This window comes from Stenotrophomonas panacihumi (assembly GCF_001431645.1).
GTDB lineage: Bacteria > Pseudomonadota > Gammaproteobacteria > Xanthomonadales > Xanthomonadaceae > Stenotrophomonas_A > Stenotrophomonas_A panacihumi.
In genome coordinates this window covers 1-22,383 of sequence record NZ_LLXU01000082.1, presented here as the reverse complement: position 1 = coordinate 22,383, position 22,383 = coordinate 1, and the positions used below count along the sequence as shown (strand labels likewise).

Annotated in this window: 23 protein-coding genes; 13 read left to right on the top strand and 10 right to left on the bottom strand. The window is 70.6% G+C overall.

Annotation, left to right across the window (positions count from 1 at the left end):
* A partial coding sequence (locus ARC20_RS10600) for a hybrid sensor histidine kinase/response regulator (protein WP_057646875.1) occupies positions 1–1,948 on the top strand: 1,948 nt, incomplete at its 5' end.
* Positions 1,949–1,957: 9 nt separating this feature from the next.
* Here ARC20_RS10600 and ARC20_RS10595 read toward each other — a convergent pair.
* Positions 1,958–2,671: a GntR family transcriptional regulator gene (locus ARC20_RS10595; RefSeq protein ID WP_057646870.1), complete on the bottom strand. Its 714-nt coding sequence runs from the start codon at positions 2,669–2,671 to the stop codon at positions 1,958–1,960.
* An 85-nt stretch (positions 2,672–2,756) separates the two neighbouring features.
* A complete protein-coding gene (locus ARC20_RS10590) occupies positions 2,757–3,395 on the bottom strand; it encodes a response regulator (protein WP_057646867.1) in 639 nt (212 codons plus the stop codon).
* Positions 3,396–3,529: 134 nt separating this feature from the next.
* Here ARC20_RS10590 and ARC20_RS10585 point away from each other — a divergent pair, with 134 nt between their 5' ends.
* Positions 3,530–4,696, top strand: coding sequence for an OprO/OprP family phosphate-selective porin (locus ARC20_RS10585; protein ID WP_057646865.1), 1,167 nt, complete (start codon positions 3,530–3,532; stop codon positions 4,694–4,696).
* Positions 4,697–4,898: 202 nt separating this feature from the next.
* Positions 4,899–6,236 (top strand): CitMHS family transporter, encoded by a 1,338-nt coding sequence (locus ARC20_RS10580; protein ID WP_057646864.1) that lies wholly within the window; start codon positions 4,899–4,901, stop codon positions 6,234–6,236.
* Positions 6,237–6,239: 3 nt separating this feature from the next.
* Here the strand turns inward: ARC20_RS10580 and ARC20_RS10575 are convergent, their stop codons facing one another.
* Both ARC20_RS10575 and rsgA read right to left on the bottom strand, forming a co-directional pair.
* Positions 6,240–7,457, bottom strand: a complete 1,218-nt coding sequence (locus ARC20_RS10575) for a flavohemoglobin expression-modulating QEGLA motif protein (protein WP_057646874.1) — start codon at positions 7,455–7,457, stop codon at positions 6,240–6,242.
* Positions 7,458–7,504: 47 nt separating this feature from the next.
* Positions 7,505–8,641 carry a ribosome small subunit-dependent GTPase A gene (gene rsgA, locus ARC20_RS10570; RefSeq protein WP_057646862.1) on the bottom strand — a complete coding sequence of 379 codons (1,137 nt, stop codon included), beginning with the start codon at positions 8,639–8,641 and terminating at the stop codon, positions 7,505–7,507.
* 167 nt (positions 8,642–8,808) lie between these two features.
* Between rsgA and ARC20_RS10565 the strand changes: the two genes are divergently transcribed.
* From ARC20_RS10565 to ARC20_RS10555, 3 genes are read left to right on the top strand one after another with little or no spacing between them, the layout of a single operon-like run.
* Positions 8,809–10,080 carry a pyridoxal phosphate-dependent aminotransferase gene (locus ARC20_RS10565; protein ID WP_057646860.1) on the top strand — a complete coding sequence of 424 codons (1,272 nt, stop codon included), beginning with the start codon at positions 8,809–8,811 and terminating at the stop codon, positions 10,078–10,080.
* Complete coding sequence (locus ARC20_RS10560; protein WP_057646859.1) at positions 10,077–10,694, top strand: SGNH/GDSL hydrolase family protein; 618 nt, start codon at positions 10,077–10,079, stop codon at positions 10,692–10,694. Before ARC20_RS10565 ends, ARC20_RS10560 begins: the two co-directional genes overlap by 4 nt.
* Positions 10,695–10,736: 42 nt before the next feature.
* Positions 10,737–11,408, top strand: coding sequence for a class I SAM-dependent methyltransferase (locus ARC20_RS10555; RefSeq protein WP_057646872.1), 672 nt, complete (start codon positions 10,737–10,739; stop codon positions 11,406–11,408).
* A 34-nt stretch (positions 11,409–11,442) separates the two neighbouring features.
* Here the strand turns inward: ARC20_RS10555 and ARC20_RS10550 are convergent, their stop codons facing one another.
* Positions 11,443–12,246: a polysaccharide deacetylase family protein gene (locus ARC20_RS10550; RefSeq protein ID WP_057646858.1), complete on the bottom strand. Its 804-nt coding sequence runs from the start codon at positions 12,244–12,246 to the stop codon at positions 11,443–11,445.
* Between the two features lie 58 nt (positions 12,247–12,304).
* Here ARC20_RS10550 and grxD point away from each other — a divergent pair, with 58 nt between their 5' ends.
* Complete coding sequence (gene grxD / locus ARC20_RS10545) at positions 12,305–13,231, top strand: Grx4 family monothiol glutaredoxin (protein ID WP_057646856.1); 927 nt, start codon at positions 12,305–12,307, stop codon at positions 13,229–13,231.
* A gap of 64 nt (positions 13,232–13,295) precedes the next feature.
* On the opposite strand, the gene ARC20_RS10540 is transcribed toward grxD, so the two are convergent.
* Together ARC20_RS10540 and ARC20_RS10535 are read right to left on the bottom strand one after the other, a co-directional pair.
* Complete coding sequence (locus tag ARC20_RS10540) at positions 13,296–13,712, bottom strand: GFA family protein (protein ID WP_057646855.1); 417 nt, start codon at positions 13,710–13,712, stop codon at positions 13,296–13,298.
* A gap of 25 nt (positions 13,713–13,737) precedes the next feature.
* Complete coding sequence (locus ARC20_RS10535) at positions 13,738–14,295, bottom strand: DUF924 family protein (protein ID WP_057646852.1); 558 nt, start codon at positions 14,293–14,295, stop codon at positions 13,738–13,740.
* A gap of 144 nt (positions 14,296–14,439) precedes the next feature.
* Here ARC20_RS10535 and ARC20_RS10530 point away from each other — a divergent pair, with 144 nt between their 5' ends.
* From ARC20_RS10530 to ARC20_RS10505, 6 genes are all read left to right on the top strand, one after another.
* Positions 14,440–15,840 (top strand): amidohydrolase, encoded by a 1,401-nt coding sequence (locus ARC20_RS10530; RefSeq protein ID WP_057646851.1) that lies wholly within the window; start codon positions 14,440–14,442, stop codon positions 15,838–15,840.
* On the top strand, positions 15,837–17,096 hold the full coding sequence (locus tag ARC20_RS10525) for an amidohydrolase family protein (protein ID WP_057646849.1): 1,260 nt from the start codon (positions 15,837–15,839) through the stop codon (positions 17,094–17,096). Before ARC20_RS10530 ends, ARC20_RS10525 begins: the two co-directional genes overlap by 4 nt.
* A gap of 21 nt (positions 17,097–17,117) precedes the next feature.
* The gene (locus ARC20_RS10520; protein WP_057646847.1) at positions 17,118–17,936 is read left to right on the top strand and encodes a hypothetical protein; all 819 of its coding nucleotides are present in this window, start codon (positions 17,118–17,120) and stop codon (positions 17,934–17,936) included.
* A gap of 12 nt (positions 17,937–17,948) precedes the next feature.
* Positions 17,949–18,587: a 2-hydroxychromene-2-carboxylate isomerase gene (locus ARC20_RS10515; protein ID WP_057646845.1), complete on the top strand. Its 639-nt coding sequence runs from the start codon at positions 17,949–17,951 to the stop codon at positions 18,585–18,587.
* Positions 18,588–18,680: 93 nt separating this feature from the next.
* Positions 18,681–19,625: a DegV family protein gene (locus tag ARC20_RS10510; RefSeq protein WP_057646843.1), complete on the top strand. Its 945-nt coding sequence runs from the start codon at positions 18,681–18,683 to the stop codon at positions 19,623–19,625.
* 68 nt (positions 19,626–19,693) lie between these two features.
* Positions 19,694–20,032 (top strand): hypothetical protein, encoded by a 339-nt coding sequence (locus ARC20_RS10505; RefSeq protein ID WP_057646841.1) that lies wholly within the window; start codon positions 19,694–19,696, stop codon positions 20,030–20,032.
* 21 nt (positions 20,033–20,053) lie between these two features.
* On the opposite strand, the gene fghA is transcribed toward ARC20_RS10505, so the two are convergent.
* The 3 genes from fghA to frmR are packed head-to-tail and all read right to left on the bottom strand — an operon-like array spanning position 20,054 to position 22,337.
* Positions 20,054–20,887 carry an S-formylglutathione hydrolase gene (gene fghA / locus ARC20_RS10500; protein ID WP_057646839.1) on the bottom strand — a complete coding sequence of 278 codons (834 nt, stop codon included), beginning with the start codon at positions 20,885–20,887 and terminating at the stop codon, positions 20,054–20,056.
* Between the two features lie 9 nt (positions 20,888–20,896).
* Complete coding sequence (locus ARC20_RS10495) at positions 20,897–22,006, bottom strand: S-(hydroxymethyl)glutathione dehydrogenase/class III alcohol dehydrogenase (RefSeq protein ID WP_057646837.1); 1,110 nt, start codon at positions 22,004–22,006, stop codon at positions 20,897–20,899.
* A 55-nt stretch (positions 22,007–22,061) separates the two neighbouring features.
* Positions 22,062–22,337 carry a formaldehyde-responsive transcriptional repressor FrmR gene (gene frmR / locus ARC20_RS10490; protein ID WP_057646835.1) on the bottom strand — a complete coding sequence of 92 codons (276 nt, stop codon included), beginning with the start codon at positions 22,335–22,337 and terminating at the stop codon, positions 22,062–22,064.
* Positions 22,338–22,383 lie beyond the last annotated feature (46 nt).

The following is a 22,383-nucleotide window of genomic DNA, read 5'->3' as shown; positions in this document are numbered from 1 at the left end:
CGCCGCCCCCGCCCCCCCCCGCCAGTACGCCGGCCAGGTGCTGCTGCCGCTGCACGCGCGCTTCCGCCCGGCCAATGCGCCGGGCAGCCGGCTGGCGCACGTGGATGCACCGGCGATCGCCACGCCCGTGCTATGGCAGACGCTCGAAGTACCCGAAACCGGCTGGCGCCTGCACCTGCTGCATGAAATCACCGGCGCGGTCGCCGCCAGCCGCAGCGCCGCGCTCGCCGCCGGCGGCAGCTGGCTGGCGCTGTCGCTGCTGGTGCTGTTCGTCGAGCAACGGCGGCGGCTGGCCGCCCTGCGCCAACGCAGCCGGCGCGAACTGGAAGCGGTGCTGCAGCAGCACGCGCACGAACTGCGCACCGCGCAAGACGGCATCGTGCAGGCCGCGCAGGGCGCCGACAGCGGCCTGAGCCGCAGCCTGGAACACCTGCCGCAGGGCGTGGTCATCATCGACGCCGAGCTCAACCTGGTGGCCTGGAACCAGCGCTACGTCGACCTGTTCCGCTTCCCCACCGAACTGCTGCGCATCGGCACGCCGATCGAGCAGCTGTTCCGCTTCAACGCGCGCCGCGGCCTGCTCGGCCCCGGCCCGGTGGAAGAAGCCATCGCCCGCCGCCTGGAACACCTGCGCAGCGGCCGTCCGCACCTGCGCGAGAGCGAGAAGGACGACGGCACCGTGCTGGAGATCCGCGGCAACCCGCTGCCCGACGGTGGCTTCGTCACCAGCTACGCCGACATCACCAGCTACAAGAACGCCGCCCGCGAACTGCGCTCGATGGCCGACGCGCTGGAGCACCGCATCGTCGAGCGCACGCGCGACCTGGAAGAGGCGCGCCACGAGGCCGAGAACGCCAACCGCTACAAGACCCGCTTCGTCGCCGCGGCCGTGCACGACCTGCTGCAGCCACTCAACGCGGCGCGCATGTTCGTCTCGGCGCTGCGCGGGCGCCTGCACGAGCCGGCCAGCCGCGAGGTCGCCGACCACATCGAGGGCGCGCTCGCCGCGCAGGACGCCATCCTCGCCAGCCTGCTGGACATCTCGCGCATGGAATCGGGCCAGCTTCAGGCCCACCCGCGCGATTTCGCCGTGCAGGGCCTGCTCGACGCGCTGCTGCGCGAGTTCGGCATCCTGGCCGGCAACCGCGGGCTCACCCTGCGCGGCGTCCCCACCTCGGCGGTGGTGCGCAGCGATGAAGCCCTGTTGCGGCGCATCCTGCAGAACTTCCTCTCCAACGCCGTGCGCTACACCCGCCAGGGCCGCATCTTGGTCGGCTGCCGGCGCGAGGGCGACGCACTGCGCATCGAGGTGCACGACCAGGGCCCGGGCATCCCGGAGAGCCGGCAGCAGGAAATCTTCGAGGAGTTCCGCCGCCTGGACGACGGCGACCAGCGCGGCGCCGGGCTGGGGCTGGCGATCGTGGAGCGCATCGGCCGCGTGCTGGGCCATCGCATCGGGCTGCGTTCGCGGCTGGGGCACGGCAGCGTGTTCTGGGTGCGCGTACCGCTCGGAGATGCGGCCGCCGTGGCCCCCGCGCCACCGCTGCCGGCCATGGAGCTGGACGACGACCGCCTGCGCGGCTGTCGCGTGTGGAGCGTGGACGACGACCCGCGCGTGTGCGAAGCCACGCGCACGCTGCTCGAACGCTGGGGCTGCGCGGTGGGCTTCGCCGGCGGCCCGCAGGCGGCGCTGGACGCCGCCACCCCGGCCACGCTGCCGCAGCTGCTGCTGCTCGACGTGCGCATGGAGCCCTTCCACGGCCCGGCGCTGTACGACCGGCTATGCGAGCGCTGGCAAGACGCGCCCGGCGTGATCCTGGTGAGCGCCGAACCCGACGAGGCGCTGCGCGGCGATGCGGTCGCGCGCGGCTGGGGCTTCCTCGCCAAGCCCGTGCGCCCGCCAGCCCTGCGTGCGCTGATGACGCAGATGCTGCTGCGCCGGCGCTGAGCCGCGCGCTCACACCAGCAGGCGCACGCGGCCGGCGTCGAGGTGGTGCAGGCAGACCTTGAGCGGCTGGCCGCGTTCGTCCAGCGCCAGCGCGCAGGCATGCAGCGAAAGATCCGGCGCCAGCGCCTCGGCCGCCAGCGCGGTGATCCGCTCCGGGCCCGCCGCCACCCAGCCCTGCCTTCGCGCGACCGGCCGCATCCCGCACTGCCTCAACGCCTCCCCCAGCCCCATGCCCCGCGCGAGGTGCATGCTCAGGCCGGTGAAATCACTGGCCGGCAGCCAGGCCTCGGTGATCGCAAAGGCCTGTCCCTCGACCGCGACCTCGCAGGCCAGGTGCAGCAGCGGCCCCGTCCACGGGCAGGACACGCAGGCCTGCAACGACGACGGCATCGCGGCCACCGTGGCACAGCCCAGCAGCCCGCAGCGCGCGGCGATGCCCTGCGCGTGCAGGTATTCGGGCAGGAAGAGGCAATCCGACATCGGCAATGGCAGGCGCGGTACGCAGGCGCGCATGCCCTGCGGATGCAGCAACCCTTCGGCGCGCAGCCAGGCCAGGCTCTTGCGCAAGGTGTGGCGATGCACGCCGAAGCGTTCGGCCAGGCGCGTCCCCGAAGGCAGGCGGTGGCCTTCGCGCCAGCGCCCCTCACGGATTTCGCCGGCCAGCACGTCCGCGATGCGCCGCCAGGCCGGGGTGCCGATGCCGGTTCGCGTGATGGGAGACATGGGTCGCTTCCGCCGCCGTGACCCGCGCAGCGTCGGCGATCCCGCCGGCGTTGTCAGCCGCGCAACTGCATCGATCGGCGCGCCGCTACGGCGCGCTTTCCGGCTCCAGCGCCTTCACCAGCACCGCTGCCTGCGTGCGGCTGTAGCAGTCGAGCTTCTTCAGGATGGCAGTGACGTGCACCTTCACCGTGTTTTCGGCCAGGCCGAGCTGGTGGGCGATCTGCTTGTTGAGCAGGCCGTCGGCCAGGCATAGCAGCACGCGGAACTGCTGCGGCGTGAGCTGCGCCAGCCGCGCCGCCAGGTGGGCGTCGGCCTCGGAGCGTTCGACCTGCATCGGCGGGAATGCGCTGCCGCCCTCCAGCACCGCCGCCACCGCGGTGGCGATGGCGTCCGGCGGCGCGGATTTGGAAATGAAGCCGGCTGCGCCGAACTGCTGCGCGCGGCGGATCACCCGCGGGTGGTCGTTGGAGGAAATCACCACCACCGGCACCTCGGGGTATTCGCCGCGCACGTGCAGCAGCGCGGAAAACCCGCGCGCGCCGGGCATGGCGAGGTCGAGCAGGACCAGGTCGGTATCGGCGTGCTGGCCGAGCACCTGACCGAGGGTGCTGGCACTGGACGCCTCCAGCATGCGCGCCTCCGGCAACGCCTCGCGCAGCACGTGGATGACCGCGGCGCGGAACAGCGGATGGTCGTCGGCGACAAGCAGGGTGGGTCCGGGCATGGCGGACAGTCTGACACGCGGGCGTGGCGGTTGGATTATTCCAACGACGCAGCGGTTCGCGCAGTTTCGGTGCGGAGCGGCATCACGCGCTTTCCTAGCCTCGGCGCTTCCTCAGCTCTGCCTGGAAGGGCGCCATGCCACCCGTACTCCTTCGCCCGTGGGCGACCTTGCTGCTGTTCTGCGCCACTGCCTGCGCCCATGCCGGCGATGGCCCGGTCAGCGCCCGGCTGGGCGGCCGCCTGCACCTGGACGCGGCCGCGTTCGACAACGACGACCGTGGCGCGCCGAATCCCGACGACACCGAGGTGCGGCGCGCGTGGCTGTCGGTATCGGGGCGGCTGTTCGCGCTGAAGTACAAGCTCGAGGGCGATTTCGCCGACCCCCGCGACCTGCTCGCGCGCGACGTGTACGTCACCCTGGATACGCCCGCGGCCGGCAGCTTCACGCTGGGCCAGTTCAAGCAGCACTACTCGCTCGACGACCGCACCGGCTCGAACTACGGCACGTTCCTGGAGCGTGGCATGGCGGCGTCCACGCTCGCGCCGCAGTACCGCCTCGGGCTGGGCTGGCAGCGGCAGGCCGGCGCCACCACCTGGGCGGCCAGCGCCTACTCGCTGGAAAGCATCGACGTGACCGCCAACAAGGGCCTTGGCCTGGCCGGGCGCGCGACCTGGGCGCGCGTGCGCGAGGACAACGACGTGCTGCACCTGGGCATGTCGCTCATCCACGAGCGCCAGGACCGGCCCGGCGCGCCCGGCCACCCCGCGCTGAAGATCCGCCCGCGCCCGGCGGGCCATCTCGCCGACAACAGCCGCATGACGCTGGTCGATTTCTCCGCCGGCCGCGATACCGACGTGGACAAGTGGTCGCTCGAATACGCGCGGGTTCGCGGCCCGTGGTCGTGGCAGGGCGAATGGAGTGGCGCGCGCTTCCGCGACGGCCTGCAACAGGGCGACCTGCAGGGTGCGTACGCAATGCTCGGCGTGTTCCTTACCGGCGAGTCGCGCGCCTACGATGCGGAAGGCGCGCGCTTCAGCCGCATCGCCAAGCCCCGTCATCGCGCCGGCGCCGTGGAGCTGGCGTTGCGTTACGACACGCTGTGGGCGGATCAGCACCTCGTCCACGGGCCGGAGCTGACCCGCCGCCGCATGGAAGCGATGACGCTCGGCGCCAACTGGTACCTGCCCAGGAACGTGCGCGTGATGCTCGACCTCATCCAGAGCCACAACCGCGACCGCCGCAGCGACCGCACGCTGGATCGCACGCGCGCGGCCACGCTGCGGGTCCAGTACGACTTCTGATCGGACGCGTTGGAATATTCATACGGATCGGCGAGTCATGCCGATCCGCGACAGCGCGCGCTACGGCGAGATTCCAGTCTCCCTCCCACCGCCATACAGCCTGCACCTGGGAGGGTGACATGACACATGCAAGCCAGAGGGCCGCCCGTCGCGCGCGGCGCGATATCCACCGCCACCCGACGCGCCCGGCGCGGGGTGCCGCATGCTGACCGTGCTCGGCTACGGCATGGTGGTGGTGTTCATGGGCCTGATCATGGCCCGTCGCCTGTCGCCGCTGGTGGCGCTGATCCTGGTGCCCATCGCCTTCGCGCTGCTGGCCAGCGCGATGGTCGGCGGCTTCACGATGCCGCTGAAAGACATGATGGTCGACGGCATCAGCCGCATCGCGCCCACCGCGGTGATGCTGATGTTCGCGGTCCTCTACTTCGGGATCATGATAGACGCCGGCCTGTTCGACCCGATGATCGGCCTGATCCTGCGCCTCGTCGGGCACGACCCGGCGCGCATCGTGGTCGGCAACGCGGTGCTGGCGATGCTGATCGGCCTGGATGGCGATGGCTCGACCACCTACATGATCACCGTCTCGGCGATGCTGCCGGTCTACCAGCGGCTGCGCATGGATACGCTCAAGCTGGCCGGCGTCACCATGCTGTGCAGCGGCGTGATGAACCTCACACCATGGGGCGGGCCCACCGCGCGCGCCGCCACCGCGCTGCACGTGGATCCCACGGAGGTCTTCCTGCCGTTCATCCCCGTCATGATCGTGGCGCTGGTCGGCATTGCCGGGTTCGCCTGGTGGCTGGGGCTGTGCGAACGCCGGCGCCTCGGGCGCCTGACGCTGGAGACGGCCGCGCCCGTGCCGGCGGACGGCATGGGCGACGACGCCGAGGACCCCGCGGTGACCGCGCTCAAGCGGCCGCGCCTGCGCTGGATCAACGCCGCATTGACCGCCGCGCTGATGACCGGCCTGGTGATGGGCCTGCTGCCGATGTCGGTGCTGTTCATGGCCGGCTTCGCGCTCGCGGTGCTGATCAACTACCGCGACCTGGCCGAGCAGCGGCGCCGCGTCATCCACCATGCGGGCAATGTGCTGCCGGTGGTGTCGGTGATCTTCGCGGCCGGCATCTTCACCGGCATCCTCCAGCACACCGGCATGGTGGAGGCGATGAGCCGCAGCTTCCTGGCGGTGCTGCCCGAGTCGCTGGGGCCGTATCTGGCGGTCATCACCGCGGTGGCCAGCCTGCCCTTCACCTTCTTCATGTCCAACGACGCGTTCTATTTCGGCGTGTTGCCGGTGCTCTCCGAGGCGGCCTCGCACTACGGCATCACCCCGCTGCAGATGGCGCGCGCCTCGCTGATCGGCCAGCCGGTGCACCTGCTCAGCCCGCTGGTGCCGGCGACCTATCTGCTGGTCGCGTTGACCCGGGTGGATTTCGCCGACTTCCAGCGCTTCACGCTGAAATGGGCGGCCCTGGTGTGCGCGGTGCTGCTGCTGGCCTCGCTCATGCTGGGGCTGTTCCCGTGGGTGGGCACGCGGTGAGGCTCAGGGCGGCGGCGCGGGCTGCAGGTCGAAGCCCGCCAGCCGGTCCATGCGGATGCGGTTGGCGAACAGCGAAAACGCCAGCATCCCGGCCAGGCCACTGGCGCGGCTGACCCAGCGCGGCAGCCAGCGCGGTGGCGCCAGCACGCCGGATTCGAACAGCGGCGCGAACGGCGCCACGTCCTCCAGCGCCATCTTGCCGGCGAACAGCCAGCGGCACAGGCGCAGCTCGTCCTGCTGCAGTGCCTGCCGGAAGAACGTGTGTACCGCGACGAGGCCGCGCAGGTACACGGTGTCCTTGCTGAAGGCGTGGCCGCCGGTGGGCGGCACGCCGCGGAACACGCGCTGCGCGGAGGCGAAGCTTTCTTCCGCGTTCTGCCCGGCCTGGCGGAAGTAGTCGAACACCTGGATGAAATCGGCGCCTTCGCGCGCCATCGCCACCGCCTCGATGCGCAGGCTGATGCGCTTCATCCGCTCGATGTCGATGCTGCCGGTGATCTGTTCGGCGAACGTCGCCAACCCTTCCTGCGTGGCGGTCACGCGCGGGGAGGACAGCGCCAGGCTCGGCAGGTGCACCTGCTCGCGGCCATTGAGCGCGGTGAGCGAGTGCACCAGGGCTTCGTGGTGGAACAGCTGCGCGCGGTCGTAATCGCTGAACATCGCGCCGCTGCGCAGGCGGATGCGGTGCGCGCCGGCGGCGGCCTTGGCGATGAGGTCCGGGTCCAGTTCGACGGTGATCATGCGCGTGTCGAAGAAGTCGTCCAGGTCGCTCTGCAGCTGCAGCTGCAAGGCGGTGGCCGAGACCGGCACCTGCTCCTCGGGCGCGAGCAGTTCGTTGTCCAGCTCGCGCGCGATCTGGATGAAATGCCGCGCCGCCTCGCGCGTGCTGGGGCCCTGCCCCGGCATCGGGTCGTCGGGCAGGCCAAACAGCTGGGCCGAATATTCGCCGGCCGCCGCGGTGCCCAGCGATTCCAGCAGCGCGGCGGCGAGGTCCCAGCTGTGGATCGAGGCGCGCAGGTAGGCGCCCAGCGGGTAATGCGGATCGGCCTCGGCGGCGATGGCGGCCAGTTCGCGCCGCACCTCGGTGAAGTCCAGCTTCGGATATTCGACCTGCGGCAGCCGCGGCTTGCCGCGCGCCACGCTTTCCAGGAAAGGCGCTTGCAGCGAGGAGGGCCAGCTGGTCAGGCCAAGCAGCCGGATGCCGCGTACCGCAGCGACCATGCGCGCATCCAGCGCGGCGTGGCGGGCCAGCGCGGGAGCGACCGCGCTCACCGGCGGGCTTTCCCGTCCGGGCGCTTGTTGGCCGGCTTGCCCGGCCCCTTGCCGGGCCCCTTGCCCGGCGCGCGCGCCTCGGCCTTCTGCGCCAGCCGCGTGGCGAGCTTGTCGGCCGCGCCGGCCACTTCGTCGCGCAGCTTGAGGTAGTTGGCCAGGCGCGCGGGATCCAGCTCGCCGCGCTCGATGGCCGCGCGCACCGCGCAGCCCGGCTCGGCGCCGTGCGAGCAATCGCGGAAGCGGCACTGCGCGGCCAGCGCTTCGATGTCGGCGAAACCGCCGTCGGCCAGGTCTTCCTCGCCGGTGGGCTTGAGCTCGCGCATGCCGGGCGTGTCGATCACGCAGGCGCCCGAAGGCAGCGTCATCAGCGAGCGGAAGGTGGTGGTGTGGCGGCCGCGCGAATCGCTGTCGCGCACCGCGCCGGTCCGCATGCGCTCTTCGCCCAGCAACGTGTTGGTGAGCGTGGACTTGCCCGCGCCGGAGGACCCGACCAGCACCACGGTGCGGCCCGGCCCCAGCCACGGCGCCAGCGAAGACACGCTCTGCGGGTCGCGCGCGTTCACCGCGCGCACCGCCACGTGCTGCGCGGCCAGTTCCACCAACGCGGCCACCGCGCCGGGCACGTCGGTGCCGGTATCGGCCTTGGTGAGCACCACCACCGGTTCGGCGCCGCCGCTGCCCACCAGCAGGCGGTAGCGTTCGATGCGGCGCGGGTTGAAGTCCGCATCCAGGCCGCACACGATGAACACCGCATCGATGTTCGCCGCGATTACCTGCTGCTGGTAATGCTCGCCGGCCGCGCCGCGCTTGATCGCGGTGCGCCGCGGCAGCAGCGCGACGATGCGCTTGCCCTCCAGCAGCACCCAGTCGCCCACCGCCGCCCGCTCGTGCGCCGGCGCGTGGCCTTTCTTGAAGCCCGGCGGGCGCTGCCATTCCGGCGGCGACTCGGCCTTGATCGCGGCCTCCGGCGCATCGGCCACCACGTAGCCGGAGCGGTGTTGTTCGATGACGCGGGCCGGCCGCGCGGCCGGATGGGCGGCCAGCAAGGCCTGCCAGGCCGGCTCGGCGGGCGGGCCCGGCCAGGGCCAGCCAATCACGCGCAGCGCGTCGAAATCGGGGGAAGCATCGGTCATCGGGCGATTCTAGGCGCTGGCCACGCCAACGTCGCCGGGGGCCGTGCCGGAGGCTGCTGCCCAGCCGCTGGCAAGCCCCCGCCACGCCTGCGATTTTTGCCCTGTCGCACCGCCGCAATTGGGCTACCATCGGCTTCCACGCCCCTACGGCCCCGTCCGCCACCGCCATGTCCAATCCGCCGCTGAAGCCGCTCGCCATCCGCGAGCGCCTGTCCGAAGTCCGCTACGAGATCCGGGGCGAACTGGCGCGGCGAGCCCGGGACCTGGAGGCGCAGGGCCGCAAGCTGATCAAGCTCAACATCGGCAATCCCGGCGCGTTCGGCTTCCGTGCGCCGGAACACCTGCAGCGCGCCATCGCCGACGACATGGGCCGCACCGATCCCTACACCCACCAGCAGGGCCTGCCGGTGGCGCGCGAGGCAATCGCCGAGTACTACGCGCGCCGCCAGCATCCGGACGCGCACCCGGACCGCATCTTCCTGGGCAATGGCGTCAGCGAGCTGATCGACCTGGCCCTGCGCGCCCTGCTCAACCCGGGCGACGAAGTGCTGGTGCCCTCGCCGGACTACCCGCTGTGGTCGGCCTCCACCATCCTCAACGACGGCCGCCCGGTGTACTACCGCTGCGCGCCGGAGAACGGCTTCCAGCCGGACCCGGTGGAGATCGAGGCGCTGGTGTCCTCGCGCACGCGCGCCATCGTGCTGATCAACCCGAACAACCCCAGCGGCGCGAGCTACCCGCGCGAATTGCTGGAGAAGATCGTCGCCATCGCGCGCAAGCACGACCTGCTGCTGCTGGTGGACGAGATCTACGACCAGATCCTCTACGACGACGCCACCTTCCAGCCGGTCGCCCCGCTGGCGGGCGACCACCCGTGCCTGACCTTCAGCGGCCTGTCGAAGGTGCACCGCGCCTGCGGCTGGCGCGTGGGCTGGGCGATGCTGTCCGGCGCGGCCGAACGCATCCACGATTTCCGCAACGCGCTGGACCTGCTCGGCGCGCTGCGCCTGTGCGCCAACGTGCCGGGGCAGTACGCCATCGTGGCGGCGGTGAACGGCGTGGACACCATTTCCGAGCTCACCGCGCCCGGTGGCCGCCTGTATGAAACCCGCCGCGCGGTGATCGAGGCCTGCGAGGCCAGCGAACACCTCTCGCTGGTGAAGCCGGCCGGCGCGCTGTACGCGTTCCCGGCGGTCGTGGGCCATGCCGCGCGCGGCTTCGACGACCACGAGTTCGCGCTGGAACTAATGAACGAGGAAGGCGTGCTGGTGGTGCCGGGCTCGAGCTTCAACGTGCCGTACCGCAACCACTTCCGCGTCACCCTGCTGCCGGAAGCCTCGGTGATGCGCGACGTGTTCGCGCGCATCGACCGCGCCCTGGCCCGCCGCGCCGAGACCGCGCAGAAGGTCGTGCCGCTGAAGCCGCGCAACGTCGCATGAGCGGTGCCGCGCGGTTCCTCGCGCTGGGCGATTCGTACACCATCGGCGAGGGCGTCGCCGAAGACGGGCGCTGGCCGGCGCAGCTGGCCGCGCTGTTGCGCGATGAAGGCATCGCAATGGGCACGCCCGATTACATCGCCACCACCGGCTGGACCACCGACGAACTGCGCGCCGGCATCGCCGCCGCCGCGCCGGTGGGGCCGTATGCGCTGGTGAGCCTCGGCATCGGGGTGAACAACCAGTATCGCGGGTGGCCGCTGGATACCTATCGCGCGGAATTCGCCGCGTTGCTCGGGCAGGCGATCGCCTTTGCCGGCGGGCAGCCGTCGCGCGTGGTGGTGGTGTCGATCCCCGACTGGGGGCGCACGCCATTCGCGCGTCAGCAAGGGCGCGACGCGGGCGTGGTCGCGCGCGAGATCGATGCGTTCAACGCGGCCGCCGCCGACATCTGCGCGCAGGCCGGCGTGGCGTTCGTCGAGATCACCGAGGCCAGCCGCGCGCAGGCCGAGGACATCGCCATGCTCGCCGACGACGGCCTGCATCCTTCCGCCGCGATGTACGCGCACTGGGCGCGGCAAGCACTGCCGCCCGCGCGGCGCGCACTTTCCGCCTGAGGCCCGGCGCGCATGGATGCCGCCCCCACGCCCCACACCGGCCTGCCGCGCGACCAGGCACGCGCCATCGCGCGGGCGTTCCTGCCCGCGCGCCGCTGGGGCAGCCGTTACGACTACCACTACGTGCAGGCCAAGCTGCGCACCGATCCGCTGTATGCCGGCGTGCTGGCCACCTTGCGCGGCACGCCTTGGCCAGTGCTGGACCTGGGCTGCGGGCTGGGCCTGCTGGCGCACGCGCTGCGGGCCGGGGAGCAGGCGCAGGGCTATCTCGGCGTGGATATCGATGCGGCGAAGATCGCCCGTGCCACGCGCGCCGCGCAGGTCGCCGGACTCCATGACGTCCGCTTCACCGCGCTGGATCTGGCCGAGGCATTGCCCGCGCATGCCGGCAGCGTCGCGCTGCTGGATGTCCTGCAATACCTGCCCGCCACGCGACAGCAGGCGTTGCTCGCCGAAGCGGCGACACGGCTGGCGCCGGATGCGCCGCTGGTGATCCGCACGCCGCTGGCCGGCGACCATCCGCGCGGCCGTTTCACGCGCATCGCCGACCGCCTGGGGCACCTGAGCGGCTGGATGCGCACCTCGCCGCGCGACTACCCCAGCCGCGAGGGCCTGCTGGCGACGCTCGCCTCGCTGGGCCTGCAGGGCGAGTGCTCGCCGCTGTACGGGAACACGCCGTTCAACAACTGGTTGGTGGTCGCGCGTCGCCAATGACGCTCCGCGCATCAGCTGAGGGCGTTGCCGTGGCTCAGCCCGCCACCGGCTCCGGCAGCACCGCACGCAAACCACGCGTCTCCAGCTCGGCGAGCACGCCGCGCAGGATCGCCGGGTTGTGCCCGTGCGCGGCGCCTTCGTGCAGCAGCACGATCGCGCCGGGCGCCAGGTCACGCGCGATGCGTGCCACGGTCTGCACCGGCTCGCAGTCCACGCCGTCGAAGCCGCGCGCGGTCCATGCCACGCGCTGCAGGCCGTGTGCGTGCAGCGGCCCGGCGACGAAGGGATTGGTCATGCCCACCACCGAGCGATACCAGCGCGGCGGCGTGCCGGCGATGCCCGCCAGCGTGCGCTGCGCCTGGCCGATCTCGCGCGCCATCGCCTTCGGGCCGAGCGCCCAGAACCAGGCCTGCGGGTGGCTGTCGCTGTGGTTGCCGAGGTCGTGACCGCGCCGCAGGATCTCGTGCACCAGCGCCGGCTGCCGCGCGGCGCGCTCGCCGACCAGGAAGAAGGTGGCCTTGGCGTCGTGGGCGTCGAGCAGGTCGAGCATCGCCGGGGTGTCGTCGGAAGGGCCGTCGTCGATGGTCAGCCACACCGCCGCCCCGCTGCCGGGGCGCGTGCGCACCACCGGCGCATAGAGGCGCGAGCGCGGCAGGAACACCTGGCCCATGAAGTAGGCATGGCTGAGCACCATGGCCGGCAGGCCGGCCTGCCAGCCGTAGCGCCACCACAGCCAGACCACCGCCAGCTGCGAGGCCGCCAGCGCCCAGGCCCAGAGGTGGCGGGGGCGGCCGGCACGCGGCGTGTGGGGGCGATACAGTGTTTCCGGCGCAGTCATGCCGTCATGATCGCACGCCGGTAGAATGAGCGGTCCCAACTTTGCCGGCTGTTTCCCGATGTCCCTCGACCCCGCCCTGCGCTCGCGCATCGAATCGCTGCTCCAGTCCAACCGCGTCGTCCTGTTCATGAAGGGCCAGCCCGGCATGCCGCAGTGCGGCTTCTCGGCCAAGGCGGTGGGCGTGCTCGACGGCCTCGGCGTGGAGTACGCGCACGTCAACGTGCTGGCCGACCAGGAAATCCGCGAAGGCATCAAGGCCTACGGCGACTGGCCGACCATCCCGCAGCTGTACATCGACGGCGAACTGGTCGGCGGCAGCGACATCATCGAGCAGCTGGCCAACAGCGGCGAGCTGAGCGGCCTGCTCGGCCTGCAGGCGCCGGATCGCACCCCGCCGAAGATCACCATCACCCCGGCGGCGGTGGAAATGCTCAAGGGCGCGCTGGCCGATGCCCCGGGCGCTTCGCTCTCGCTGTCGATCAACGCGCAGTTCCAGCCGAACTTCCAGCTGGTGCCGACCGATCCGAACGCCATCGCCGCCGAGTCCAACGGCCTGCGCGTGCAGTTCGACCTCTCCAGCGCGCGCCGCGCCGAAGGCGTGACCATCGACTGGGTGGACGACATGCGCGGCCGCGGCCTGGCCATCGACAACCCGAACGCGCCCAAGCCGGTGCAGGAACTGGCCGTGCGCGAAGCCGCCGACCAGGTGAAGGCCGGCAGCGTGATCCTGGTGGACGTGCGTCCGGCCGACGAGCGCGCCATCGCCGCGGTCAACGTGCCGTTCCGCCACTTCGACGGCAACGGCCGCGCCGAGCTGGAAGCACTGCCGAAGGACACTGCCATCGCGTTCCTGTGCCACCACGGTGGCCGCAGCCAGCAGGCTGCCGAGCAGTTCCACGCGCAGGGCTTCACCCGCGTCTACAACGTCACCGGCGGCATCGACGCCTGGTCGGACGAGGTGGACGGCAGCGTGCCGAAGTACTGATCGCCCGATCGCCCGCCGCACCCGGAAAACGCCGCTTACGCGGCGTTTTTCTTTTGCGCGGGGGTCAGAGGAATTTCTGCTGGTCGGGCGAGGCCGGATGCATCCAGTCGTTGCCCTTGCCATCGCAGGTGGTGACCGGCGCGGCGGCGAGCAGCGCATCGTCGATGTCGTCCAGGCAGGCCAGCTGCACGCTGTAGAACGCGCCGCCCATCTCCGGGATGTCGCCGTGGCCGTAGCTGCGCACGCCGCAGCGGCTGCAGAACGGCCAATGCATGCTCATGGTGCCGAACTGGTAGTCGGTCACCGCGCCCTCGCCACTGAGCAGCCGGAACGCGCCGGGCTGCACGCTGGTGCTCCAGTTGCGCGTCTTGCGGCAGATCGAGCAGTTACACTTGCCACCGGACAGCTTGGCCGGGTCCAGGTCCACTTCGTAACGCACCTGCCCGCAATGGCAGCTGCCGTGGTACGTCTGCGTCGTCATTTCGTGCGCTCCCAGGGTTGGCTTGTCAGCCGGCGAAACCGCCTTCGTCGAGGAACTGCTGCTCCGCCGCCGTCGTCTCCCGCCCCAGCGCCGCGTTGCGATGCGGGAAGCGCCCGAAGCGGATGATGATGTCCTGGTGCAGCAGGGCCCACTTGTCCGCGTCGGCTTCCGGCAGGCCCTGGTGCAGTTCCACCGAACGCGCCTGCTCGGCCGCGTCTTCGCTGTGTTCGTAAGGCAGGTAGAAGAACATCCGCAGCGAGGGCGCCACGTCGAAGTCGAAGCCCGCCGCCACCGCGCGCTTGGCGTAGTGCAGCGCGAGGCCGTCGGTGGCGTAGGCGTGCGCACTGTCGCGGAAGCAGTTGCGCGGGAACTGGTCGAGCAGGATCAGCAGGGCCAGCGCGCCGTTGGCGCTGTCCATCCAGTCCTCGTGCTCGCGGCGCGCGGCGGCGTGGTGCGCGTCGAGGAAGTGGCTGCGAAAATTCGCGTCGAACGATTCGTTGCGACCGAACCAGCGTTCGGGCCCGGCGGTCTCCCAGAATTCCAGCACTTCGGCGATCTGGCGGGCGATCTGCGAACGGGGCATCGGCGGCTCCGGTGACAAGGGAGGCCCCAGCATGCCGCCCCGCCTGTTAGCGCACCGCGCACGCATGCCTTCCGGGGCTTGGCAACCCGGCGGGGGTTGCTCTAGCGTGAAGGCCAGCTTCCAGTTCTCCCGGGGACACCCTTGATGCGCTACCTCCTGCTGACCGGCCTGGCCGGCGTGCTGCTGTGCGGGCCGGCCGCCGCCGCGCCGCGTTTCGTCGACGATCCGTACCCGAGCACCTACCAACCGATCGCCTCGGTGCCGGTGCTGATCGAACACGCCACCGTGCTCACCGGCACCGGCGAGCGGCTCGACGACGCCGACGTGCTGCTCGCCGATGGCCGCGTGCAGGCAGTGGGCCGCGCACTCGCCGCGCCGGCCAACGCGCTGCGCGTGGATGGCCACGGCAAGTGGGTGACGCCGGGCATCATCGACATCCACTCCCACCTGGGCGTGTACCCGAGCCCGGGCGTGAAGGCGCACAGCGACGGCAACGAGATGACCGCGCCGGTGACGCCCAACGTGTGGGCCGAGCATTCGATCTGGCCGCAGGACCCGGGCTTCCTCACCGCGCTGGCCGGCGGCATCACCTCGCTGCAGGTGCTGCCGGGTTCGGCCAACCTGATCGGCGGCCGCGGCGTCACGCTGAAGAACGTGCCGGCCACCACCTACCAGGCGATGAAATTCCCCGGCGCGCCCTGGGGCCTGAAGATGGCCTGCGGCGAGAACCCCAAGCGCGTCTACGGCGAGAAGGGCGGCCCGGCCACGCGCATGGGCAACGTGGCCGGCTACCGCGCAGCCTTCATCGACGCAGCCGAATACCTGCGCAAGAACGCGCCGAAGAAGTCCACCAACGAGAAGAAGCATTGGTGGAGCAAATCCGGCGACGAAGACAGTGGCGGTGACAGCGGCGGCAAGCGCGACCTCAAGCTGGACACGCTCGCCGGTGCCATCAACGGCGACATCCGCGTGCACATCCACTGCTACCGCGCCGACGAGATGGCCACGATGCTCGACCTCTCCAAGGAATTCGGCTTCCACATCGCCGCGTTCCACCATGCGGTGGAGGCTTACAAGATCGGCGACAGGCTGGCCAACGAGAACGTGTGCGCCGGCATGTGGGCCGACTGGTGGGGCTTCAAGATGGAGGCCTTCGACGGCATCCAGGAGAACATCGCCCTGGTGGACCGCGTGCCGAAGAGCTGCGCCATCGTGCATTCGGATTCGGAAGAAGGCATCCAGCGCCTGAACCAGGAAGCGGCCAAGGCGATCGGCACGGCGCGCCGCGCGGGCATCGAGATACCGCCCGAGCACGCCATCGTCTGGCTCACCGCCAACGCCGCCAAGGCGCTGGGCATCGAACGACAGACCGGCACGCTGGAGGCCGGCAAGATGGGCGACGTGGTGGTGTGGAACGGCAGCCCCTTCAGTTCGTATGCGCTGGCCGAGCAGGTGTATATCGACGGCGCCGAGGTCTACGACCGCCACCAGCAGCGCCTGCAGCCGATGTCGGACTTCACGCTGGGCCAGGAGGCGACCCCGTGAGCCGCTTCGTCACCACCCTGCTGGCCGCCGTCGTCCTGCTCGCCGGCCCGGCCGCCGCGCAGGACCTGCTCATCCGCGACGCCACCGTCCATACCGCCACCGCGCGCGGCACGCTGCAGCATGCCGACGTGCTGGTGCAGGGCGGCACCCTCCGCGCGATCGGCCCGGGGCTGGCCGCGCCGGCCGGCGCGCAGGTCATCGATGCGCAAGGCCGCCCGCTGACGCCGGCGTTCTTCGGCGGCATCACCGAAATCGGCATCGAGGAAGTTTCCGGCGAGGAAGAGACCGTGGACAGCGGCCTGAAGCTGCATGAGCAGCCGATGCGACCGGAGTTCGACGTCACGCTGGCCTACAACCCCGACTCGGTGCTGGTACCGGTCGCGCGCGTGGAAGGCATCGGCTTCACCGCGCTGGGCGCGACCACCGAGGGCGCCTTCATCGCCGGCCAGGGCGGCATCGTGCGCCTGGATGGCAGCCCGGACCCGATCGGCCCGCGCGCGTTGTTCATCCGCATTGGCGCCGCCGCGGCCGAACTCACCGGCAACTCGCGCGCCGCGCAGTGGATGCTGCTCGACCAGTTGGTGGACGAAGCGCGCAACCGCATCCCGCTGGATTCGCCGCATGCGCTGCTCACGCCGGCCGGCCGCGCCACGCTGGCGCGCTATCTCGCCGGCAATGGCCGCATCGTGGTGCAGGTCGAACGCGCCGCCGACATCCGCCAGCTGGTGCGCTGGGCGCAGCGCGAGAAGGTGCGCATCGCCATCGCCGGCGGCAGCGAGGCATGGAAGGTCGCCCCGCTGCTGGCCCAGGCGCAGGTGCCGGTGCTGGTCGACGCGCTGGCCGACCTGCCGGCGAACTTCGACCAGGTCGGCGCGACGCTGGAGAACGCCGCGCGCCTGCATGCCGCCGGTGTGGCGGTGAGCTTCAGCCAATCCAACGACGCCTCGCACAACGCGCGCAAGCTGCGCCAGCTGGCCGGCAACGCGGTGGCCCATGGGCTGCCGTGGGAAGCCGCGCTGGCGGGCATGACCCGCGTGCCGGCGGAGATCTTCGGCGTCTCGGCGCAGATCGGCAGCATCGCGGTCGGCCAGCGTGCCGACCTGGTGCTGTGGGACGGCGACCCGCTGGACGTGGCGCATTACGCCCAGCAGGTGTGGCTGGGCGGGCGCGCGATGCCGATGCGCTCGCGCCAGACCGAACTGCGCGACCGCTACATGGGCGCGCCGGGTGCGCTGCCACGCGCTTATTCGCACTGATCGATGAACCGGAAGCTCCACATGCGCCTGTTTGCCCCGCTGATCCTGTCCACCCTGCTCGCGCCGCTCGCCATGCCGGCGCATGCGGCCGCCGCCGATGCGCCCGCGCCTGCGGCATCCATCGCTCCCGCCGATGTCGAAGCGGGGCTGCGACGCGCCGAAGCATTGGGCGAGCGCCTGCTGCGGCTGGACCGCGCGGCATGGGTGGCCAGTGACCAGATGCTGGCCGCCGCGCGCGGCCGCGGCGATGCGCGCGTGCGCGGCTGGATCACCGACGAGCACGACGGCCTCATCGACGTGATCTTCGTGGATGACATGCCGGCCGCGCTGTATCGGGTGACTGTCGATGCCGATGGCCAGCCGGCCGGGCCGATCGACAACGCCCCCGCACCGCTGACGCCGGCGCAGGCCGTCGCTGCGCGTTCGCTCGCCACCGCCAGGCTGGCCGCGCCGCCATCGTGCTCGGGCAGCTACAACCCGATCATCATGCCCGGCGACGCACCGGAGGACACGGTCGTCTACATGGTTCCCGGCAGCACCGATGCCACGCGCCTGCCGGTGGGCGGTGCCTGGCGCTTCGATCTGCGCGATGGGGAGATCGTGTCCCGGCGCAGCTTCACCACCTCGTGCATCGCCCTGGAGAACCCCGAGGAGGCCGAGGCCGTTTACGTCACCCATCTGCTCGACCCGCTGCCCACCGAGATCCACGTGTTCTGGTCGCTGTGGTCGGGCAAGCCGACGTTCGTCGTGACCTCCGCCGGCCTGTGGTCCATCGAGCAAGGCAAGATCAGTGCCGTGAAGGACGACGACAAGCCCGCTACCCTACCGGCCAAACCCTGACCGGAACCGCGCATGGCTGCCCCGCACCCGCACTGGTACTTCGACTTCGTCTCGCCGTTCTCCTACCTGCACTGGCAGAAGCTGCGGCGCCTGCCGCAGGCCCGCGACATCGTGCCGGTGCCGATCCTGTTCGGCGCGGTGCTGGACCAGCTCGGCATCCGCGGCCCGGCGGAGATCGACGGCAAGCGGCTTTTCACCTACCGCAAGGTGCAGTGGCAGGCCGAGCACGAAGGCGTGCCGCTGCGCTTCCCGCCGACCCATCCGTTCAACCCGCTGCCGGCGCTGCGGCTGTGCATCGCCGCCGGCACCACCATCCACGCCATCGACGCGATCTTCGACTGGCTGTGGCGTGACGGCCTGGCCGGCGACACCGCCCAGGCCCTCGAGCCGCTGGCCCACGCGCTGGGCCTGGACGCCGAGGCCGCGGTGGCCGATGCGGCGGTGAAAGCCCAGCTGCGCGCCAATACCGAGCAGGCGCTGGCCGCCGGGGTGTTCGGGGTACCGACCCTGGAGATCGGCGGCGAGCTGTTCTGGGGCAATGACGCCCACGGCCTGATGGAGACCGTGCTGGCCGACCCGGACTGGCTGCATCGCGGCGAAGCCGGGCGGCTGGCCGAGCTGCCGGTGGGCATCCGCAGGGGTGGCGCCTGACAGCCCTGTCAGGGTTCCCCGCTTACGTCGGACCCCATTTTTGGGATAGCTTTCACAAACCAGCATCAACGCACGCAACAGCCGGAGGGGGCAATGCGTATCGGCATCGTGGTGGATTCGGCTTGCGATCTGCCCGTGGACTACATCGAAAAGCACAACATCGTGCTGCTTCCGATCAGCGTCAGGATCGGCGAGGCGGTACTGGCCGACCATCGCGACGAGGAGGCCACGCTGAGCTTCCTGCAGGCCCATGTGGCCGAGCGCGGCCATGAGGCGGAGACCACGCCGTTCTCGGTCAACCAGATCCGCGACCTGTTCCTGGACCGGCTGGTCATCGACTACGACCACGTCTTCTGCCTGACCATCTCCAAGCTGCGCAGCCAGATCCACGAGAACGCGATGCAGGCCAGCTTCGCGATCCTCAACGACTACAAGCCGGTGCGGCAGGCGGCCGGGCACAACTCGCCGTTCGCGCTGCGGGTGATCGACACGCTCAACCTGTTCGCCGGCCAGGGCATCACCGCGGTGGAAGCGGTGCGCATGCGCGACGAAGGCGCCAACGTGGCGCAGATCCGCGCGCGGCTGGAGCAGCTGGCCGAGAACACCTACGGCTACATGATTCCGCGCGACCTGTACTACCTGCGCAACCGCGCGCGCGCCAAGGGTGACCGCAGCGTCGGCCTGATCAGCGCCGCGCTGGGCAGCGCGCTGGACATCAAGCCGGTGCTGCGTGCCTACCGCGGCAACACCGAGCCGGTGGCCAAGCTCAAGGGCTTCGAGCCTTCTGTGCAGAAGTTGTTCGAGTTCGCCGCGCGCAAGGTGCGCGAGGGCCTGATGACCCCGACCGTATGCGTGGGCTATGGCGGCGAACTGGCCGAACTGCGCGCCCTGCCCGGCTACAACGCGCTCAAGGAAGCGTGCGCGGAGAAGAACGTGCTCATGCTGGAAAGCGTGATGAGCCTGACCGGCATGGTGAATGTCGGCAAGGGCGCGGTGGCAGTGGGCTTCGCCGCCGAGCCGCATACGTTCAGCGCCTGATGCCGGATCGTCACGCCGCCCACGCGGGCGGCGGCGCTACGCTGTTGGCCTCCAACGAGGAACCTGCAATGTCCGTGAGTTATTCGATCAGCCTTCCCGATCCCGCCCAGGCCCGCGGCAGCGAACCGAGCGTGAGCTTCACCGCGCACGGCGCCGACGCGTTCGCCGAGCAGCTGCGCGACGCCCTGGCCGACCCGGCCTGGTTCCAGCGCTGGCTGGCGCTGCAGCCGGATCCGGACGAGGTCGATCCGAGCATGGGCATCACCGACCCCTCAGCCACGGTCACCGGCCAGCAGGCCGACCTGCGCATCAACCTGGTGGCGACCACCTCCATCCCGGGCGACATCCTCAAGCACCGCATGCACGTGCTGGCAGGGAAGCATTGGGAACTGCGGAACGTGCGCTGAGCCGGGATCCCCGGCTGCAGGTCAGGCTTTCAACGCCTTCGCATGCCACGCGACGTGCTCGCCGATGAAACTGGCGATGAAGTAGTAGCTGTGGTCGTAACCCGGCTGCAGGCGCAGCGTCAGCGGATGATTCGACGCCTCCGCCGCAGCCTGCAGCAGCTGCGGGCGTAGCTGTCCTTCCAGGAACTCGTCCGCGCCGCCCTGGTCCACGAGCAGCGGCGTGCGCGCATAGCCGTGGGCCACCAGCGCGGTGGCATCGTATTCCTGCCACGCCGCGCGATCCTCGCCGAGATAGGCGGTGAACGCCTTCTCGCCCCACGGCACCTGGCTCGGCGCCACGATCGGCGAGAACGCCGAGATGCTGCGGTAACGCGAAGGATTGCGCAGGCCGATCACCAGCGCACCATGCCCGCCCATCGAGTGGCCGCAGATGCCGCGTGCGTCGCTGGCCGGGAAGTTCGCCTCCACCAGCGCCGGCAACTCGTCCACGATGTAGTCGTACATGCGGTAGTGCGCCGCCCAAGGCGCCTGCGTGGCGTTGACGTAGAAGCCCGCGCCCTTGCCGAGGTCATAGCCCTCGGCATTGGCCACGTCGTCGCCGCGCGGGCTCGTGTCCGGCGCGACGAGGATCACCCCATGCTCGGCCGCGTACTGCTGCGCGCCGGCCTTGGTGATGAAGTTCTGCTCGGTGCAGGTGAGGCCGGACAGCCAGTACAGCACCGGCAGCTTGCCGCCCTGCGCCGCCTGCGGCGGCAGGTAGACGGCAAGGCGCATGTCGCAGCCGAGCACCTCGGAGCGGTGCTGCCACACTTCCTGGCTGCCGCCGAAACAGGCGTGTTGTTCGATGCGTTGCATGGCGGCGGCTCAGTAGTGGATGACCGAGCGGATCGACTTGCCTTCATGCATCAGGTCGAAGGCTTCGTTGATGTCGTCCAGCGGCATGGTGTGGGTGACGAACGGCGCCAGTTCGATATCGCCCTTCATCGCGTCCTCCACCATGCCCGGCAGCTGCGAGCGGCCCTTCACGCCACCGAAGGCGGTGCCCTTCCAGGTGCGGCCGGTGACGAGCTGGAACGGACGCGTGGAAATCTCCTGGCCCGCGCCGGCCACGCCGATGATCACGCTCTGGCCCCAGCCGCGATGCGCGCATTCCAGCGCCGCGCGCATCACGTTGACGTTGCCGATGCATTCGAAGGAGTGGTCCACGCCCCAACCGGTCATCTCCACGATGACCTGCTGGATCGGCTTGTCGTGGTCTTTCGGGTTGACGCAATCGGTCGCGCCGAACTGCTTGGCGAGTTCGAACTTCGAAGGATTGGTATCGACGGCGATGATGCGCCCCGCCTTGGCCTGGCGCGCGCCCTGGATCACCGCCAGGCCGATGCCGCCGAGGCCGAACACGGCCACGCTGTCGCCTTCGGCGACCTTGGCGGTGTTGTGCACCGCGCCGATGCCGGTAGTGACGCCGCAGCCGAGCAGGCACACGTGCTCCGGGTTGGCCTGCGGGTTGACCTTGGCCAGCGAGACTTCGGCGACCACGGTGTATTCGCTGAAGGTGGAGCAGCCCATGTAGTGGTAGATCGGCTCGCCGTTGTAGGAGAAGCGGCTGGTGCCATCGGGCATCACGCCCTTGCCCTGGGTGGCGCGCACGGCGACGCACAGGTTGGTCTTGCCGGACTTGCAGAACAGGCACTCGCCGCATTCGGCGGTGTACAGCGGAATGACGTGGTCGCCCGGCTTGACGCTGGTGACGCCCTCGCCCACTTCGACCACCACGCCCGCGCCCTCGTGGCCGAGCACGACCGGGAACAGGCCTTCCGGGTCATCGCCGGAGAGGGTGAACGCATCGGTATGGCAGACGCCGGTGTGGGTGATCTTGATGAGGACTTCGCCGGCCTTGGGCGGGGCGACGTCGATCTCGACGATCTTGAGCGGCTGGCCGGGACCGAACGCGACGGCGGCACGGGATTTCATGGGGGCTTCTCCTGCGGATGCGATGAAAGGATGGGCGGCGCGAGGGGCGCCAGGCTTATTTGAGGTAGGAGCGCACCAGGCCGAGCAGTTCCTGCACGCGCTCTGTGCGCTGCGCATCGGACTGGGCGGGCTGGCTGAAGTCTTCGCGGATGTGGGCTTCGAGCACTTCGGACATCAGGCCGTTGACCGCGCCGCGGAGGGCGGCGATCTGCTGCAGCACGGGGCCGCAATCGGCGCCGGCTTCGAGCGCGCGCTCCAGGCCGTCGCACTGGCCACGGATGCGCCGCACGCGGGTGAGGACGCGCTTTTTTTCTTCGGGGGAATGGGGCATGGGCGGGGGCCTGCCGGATACTGGGCCCGGTGTGACCGCGGTGCGC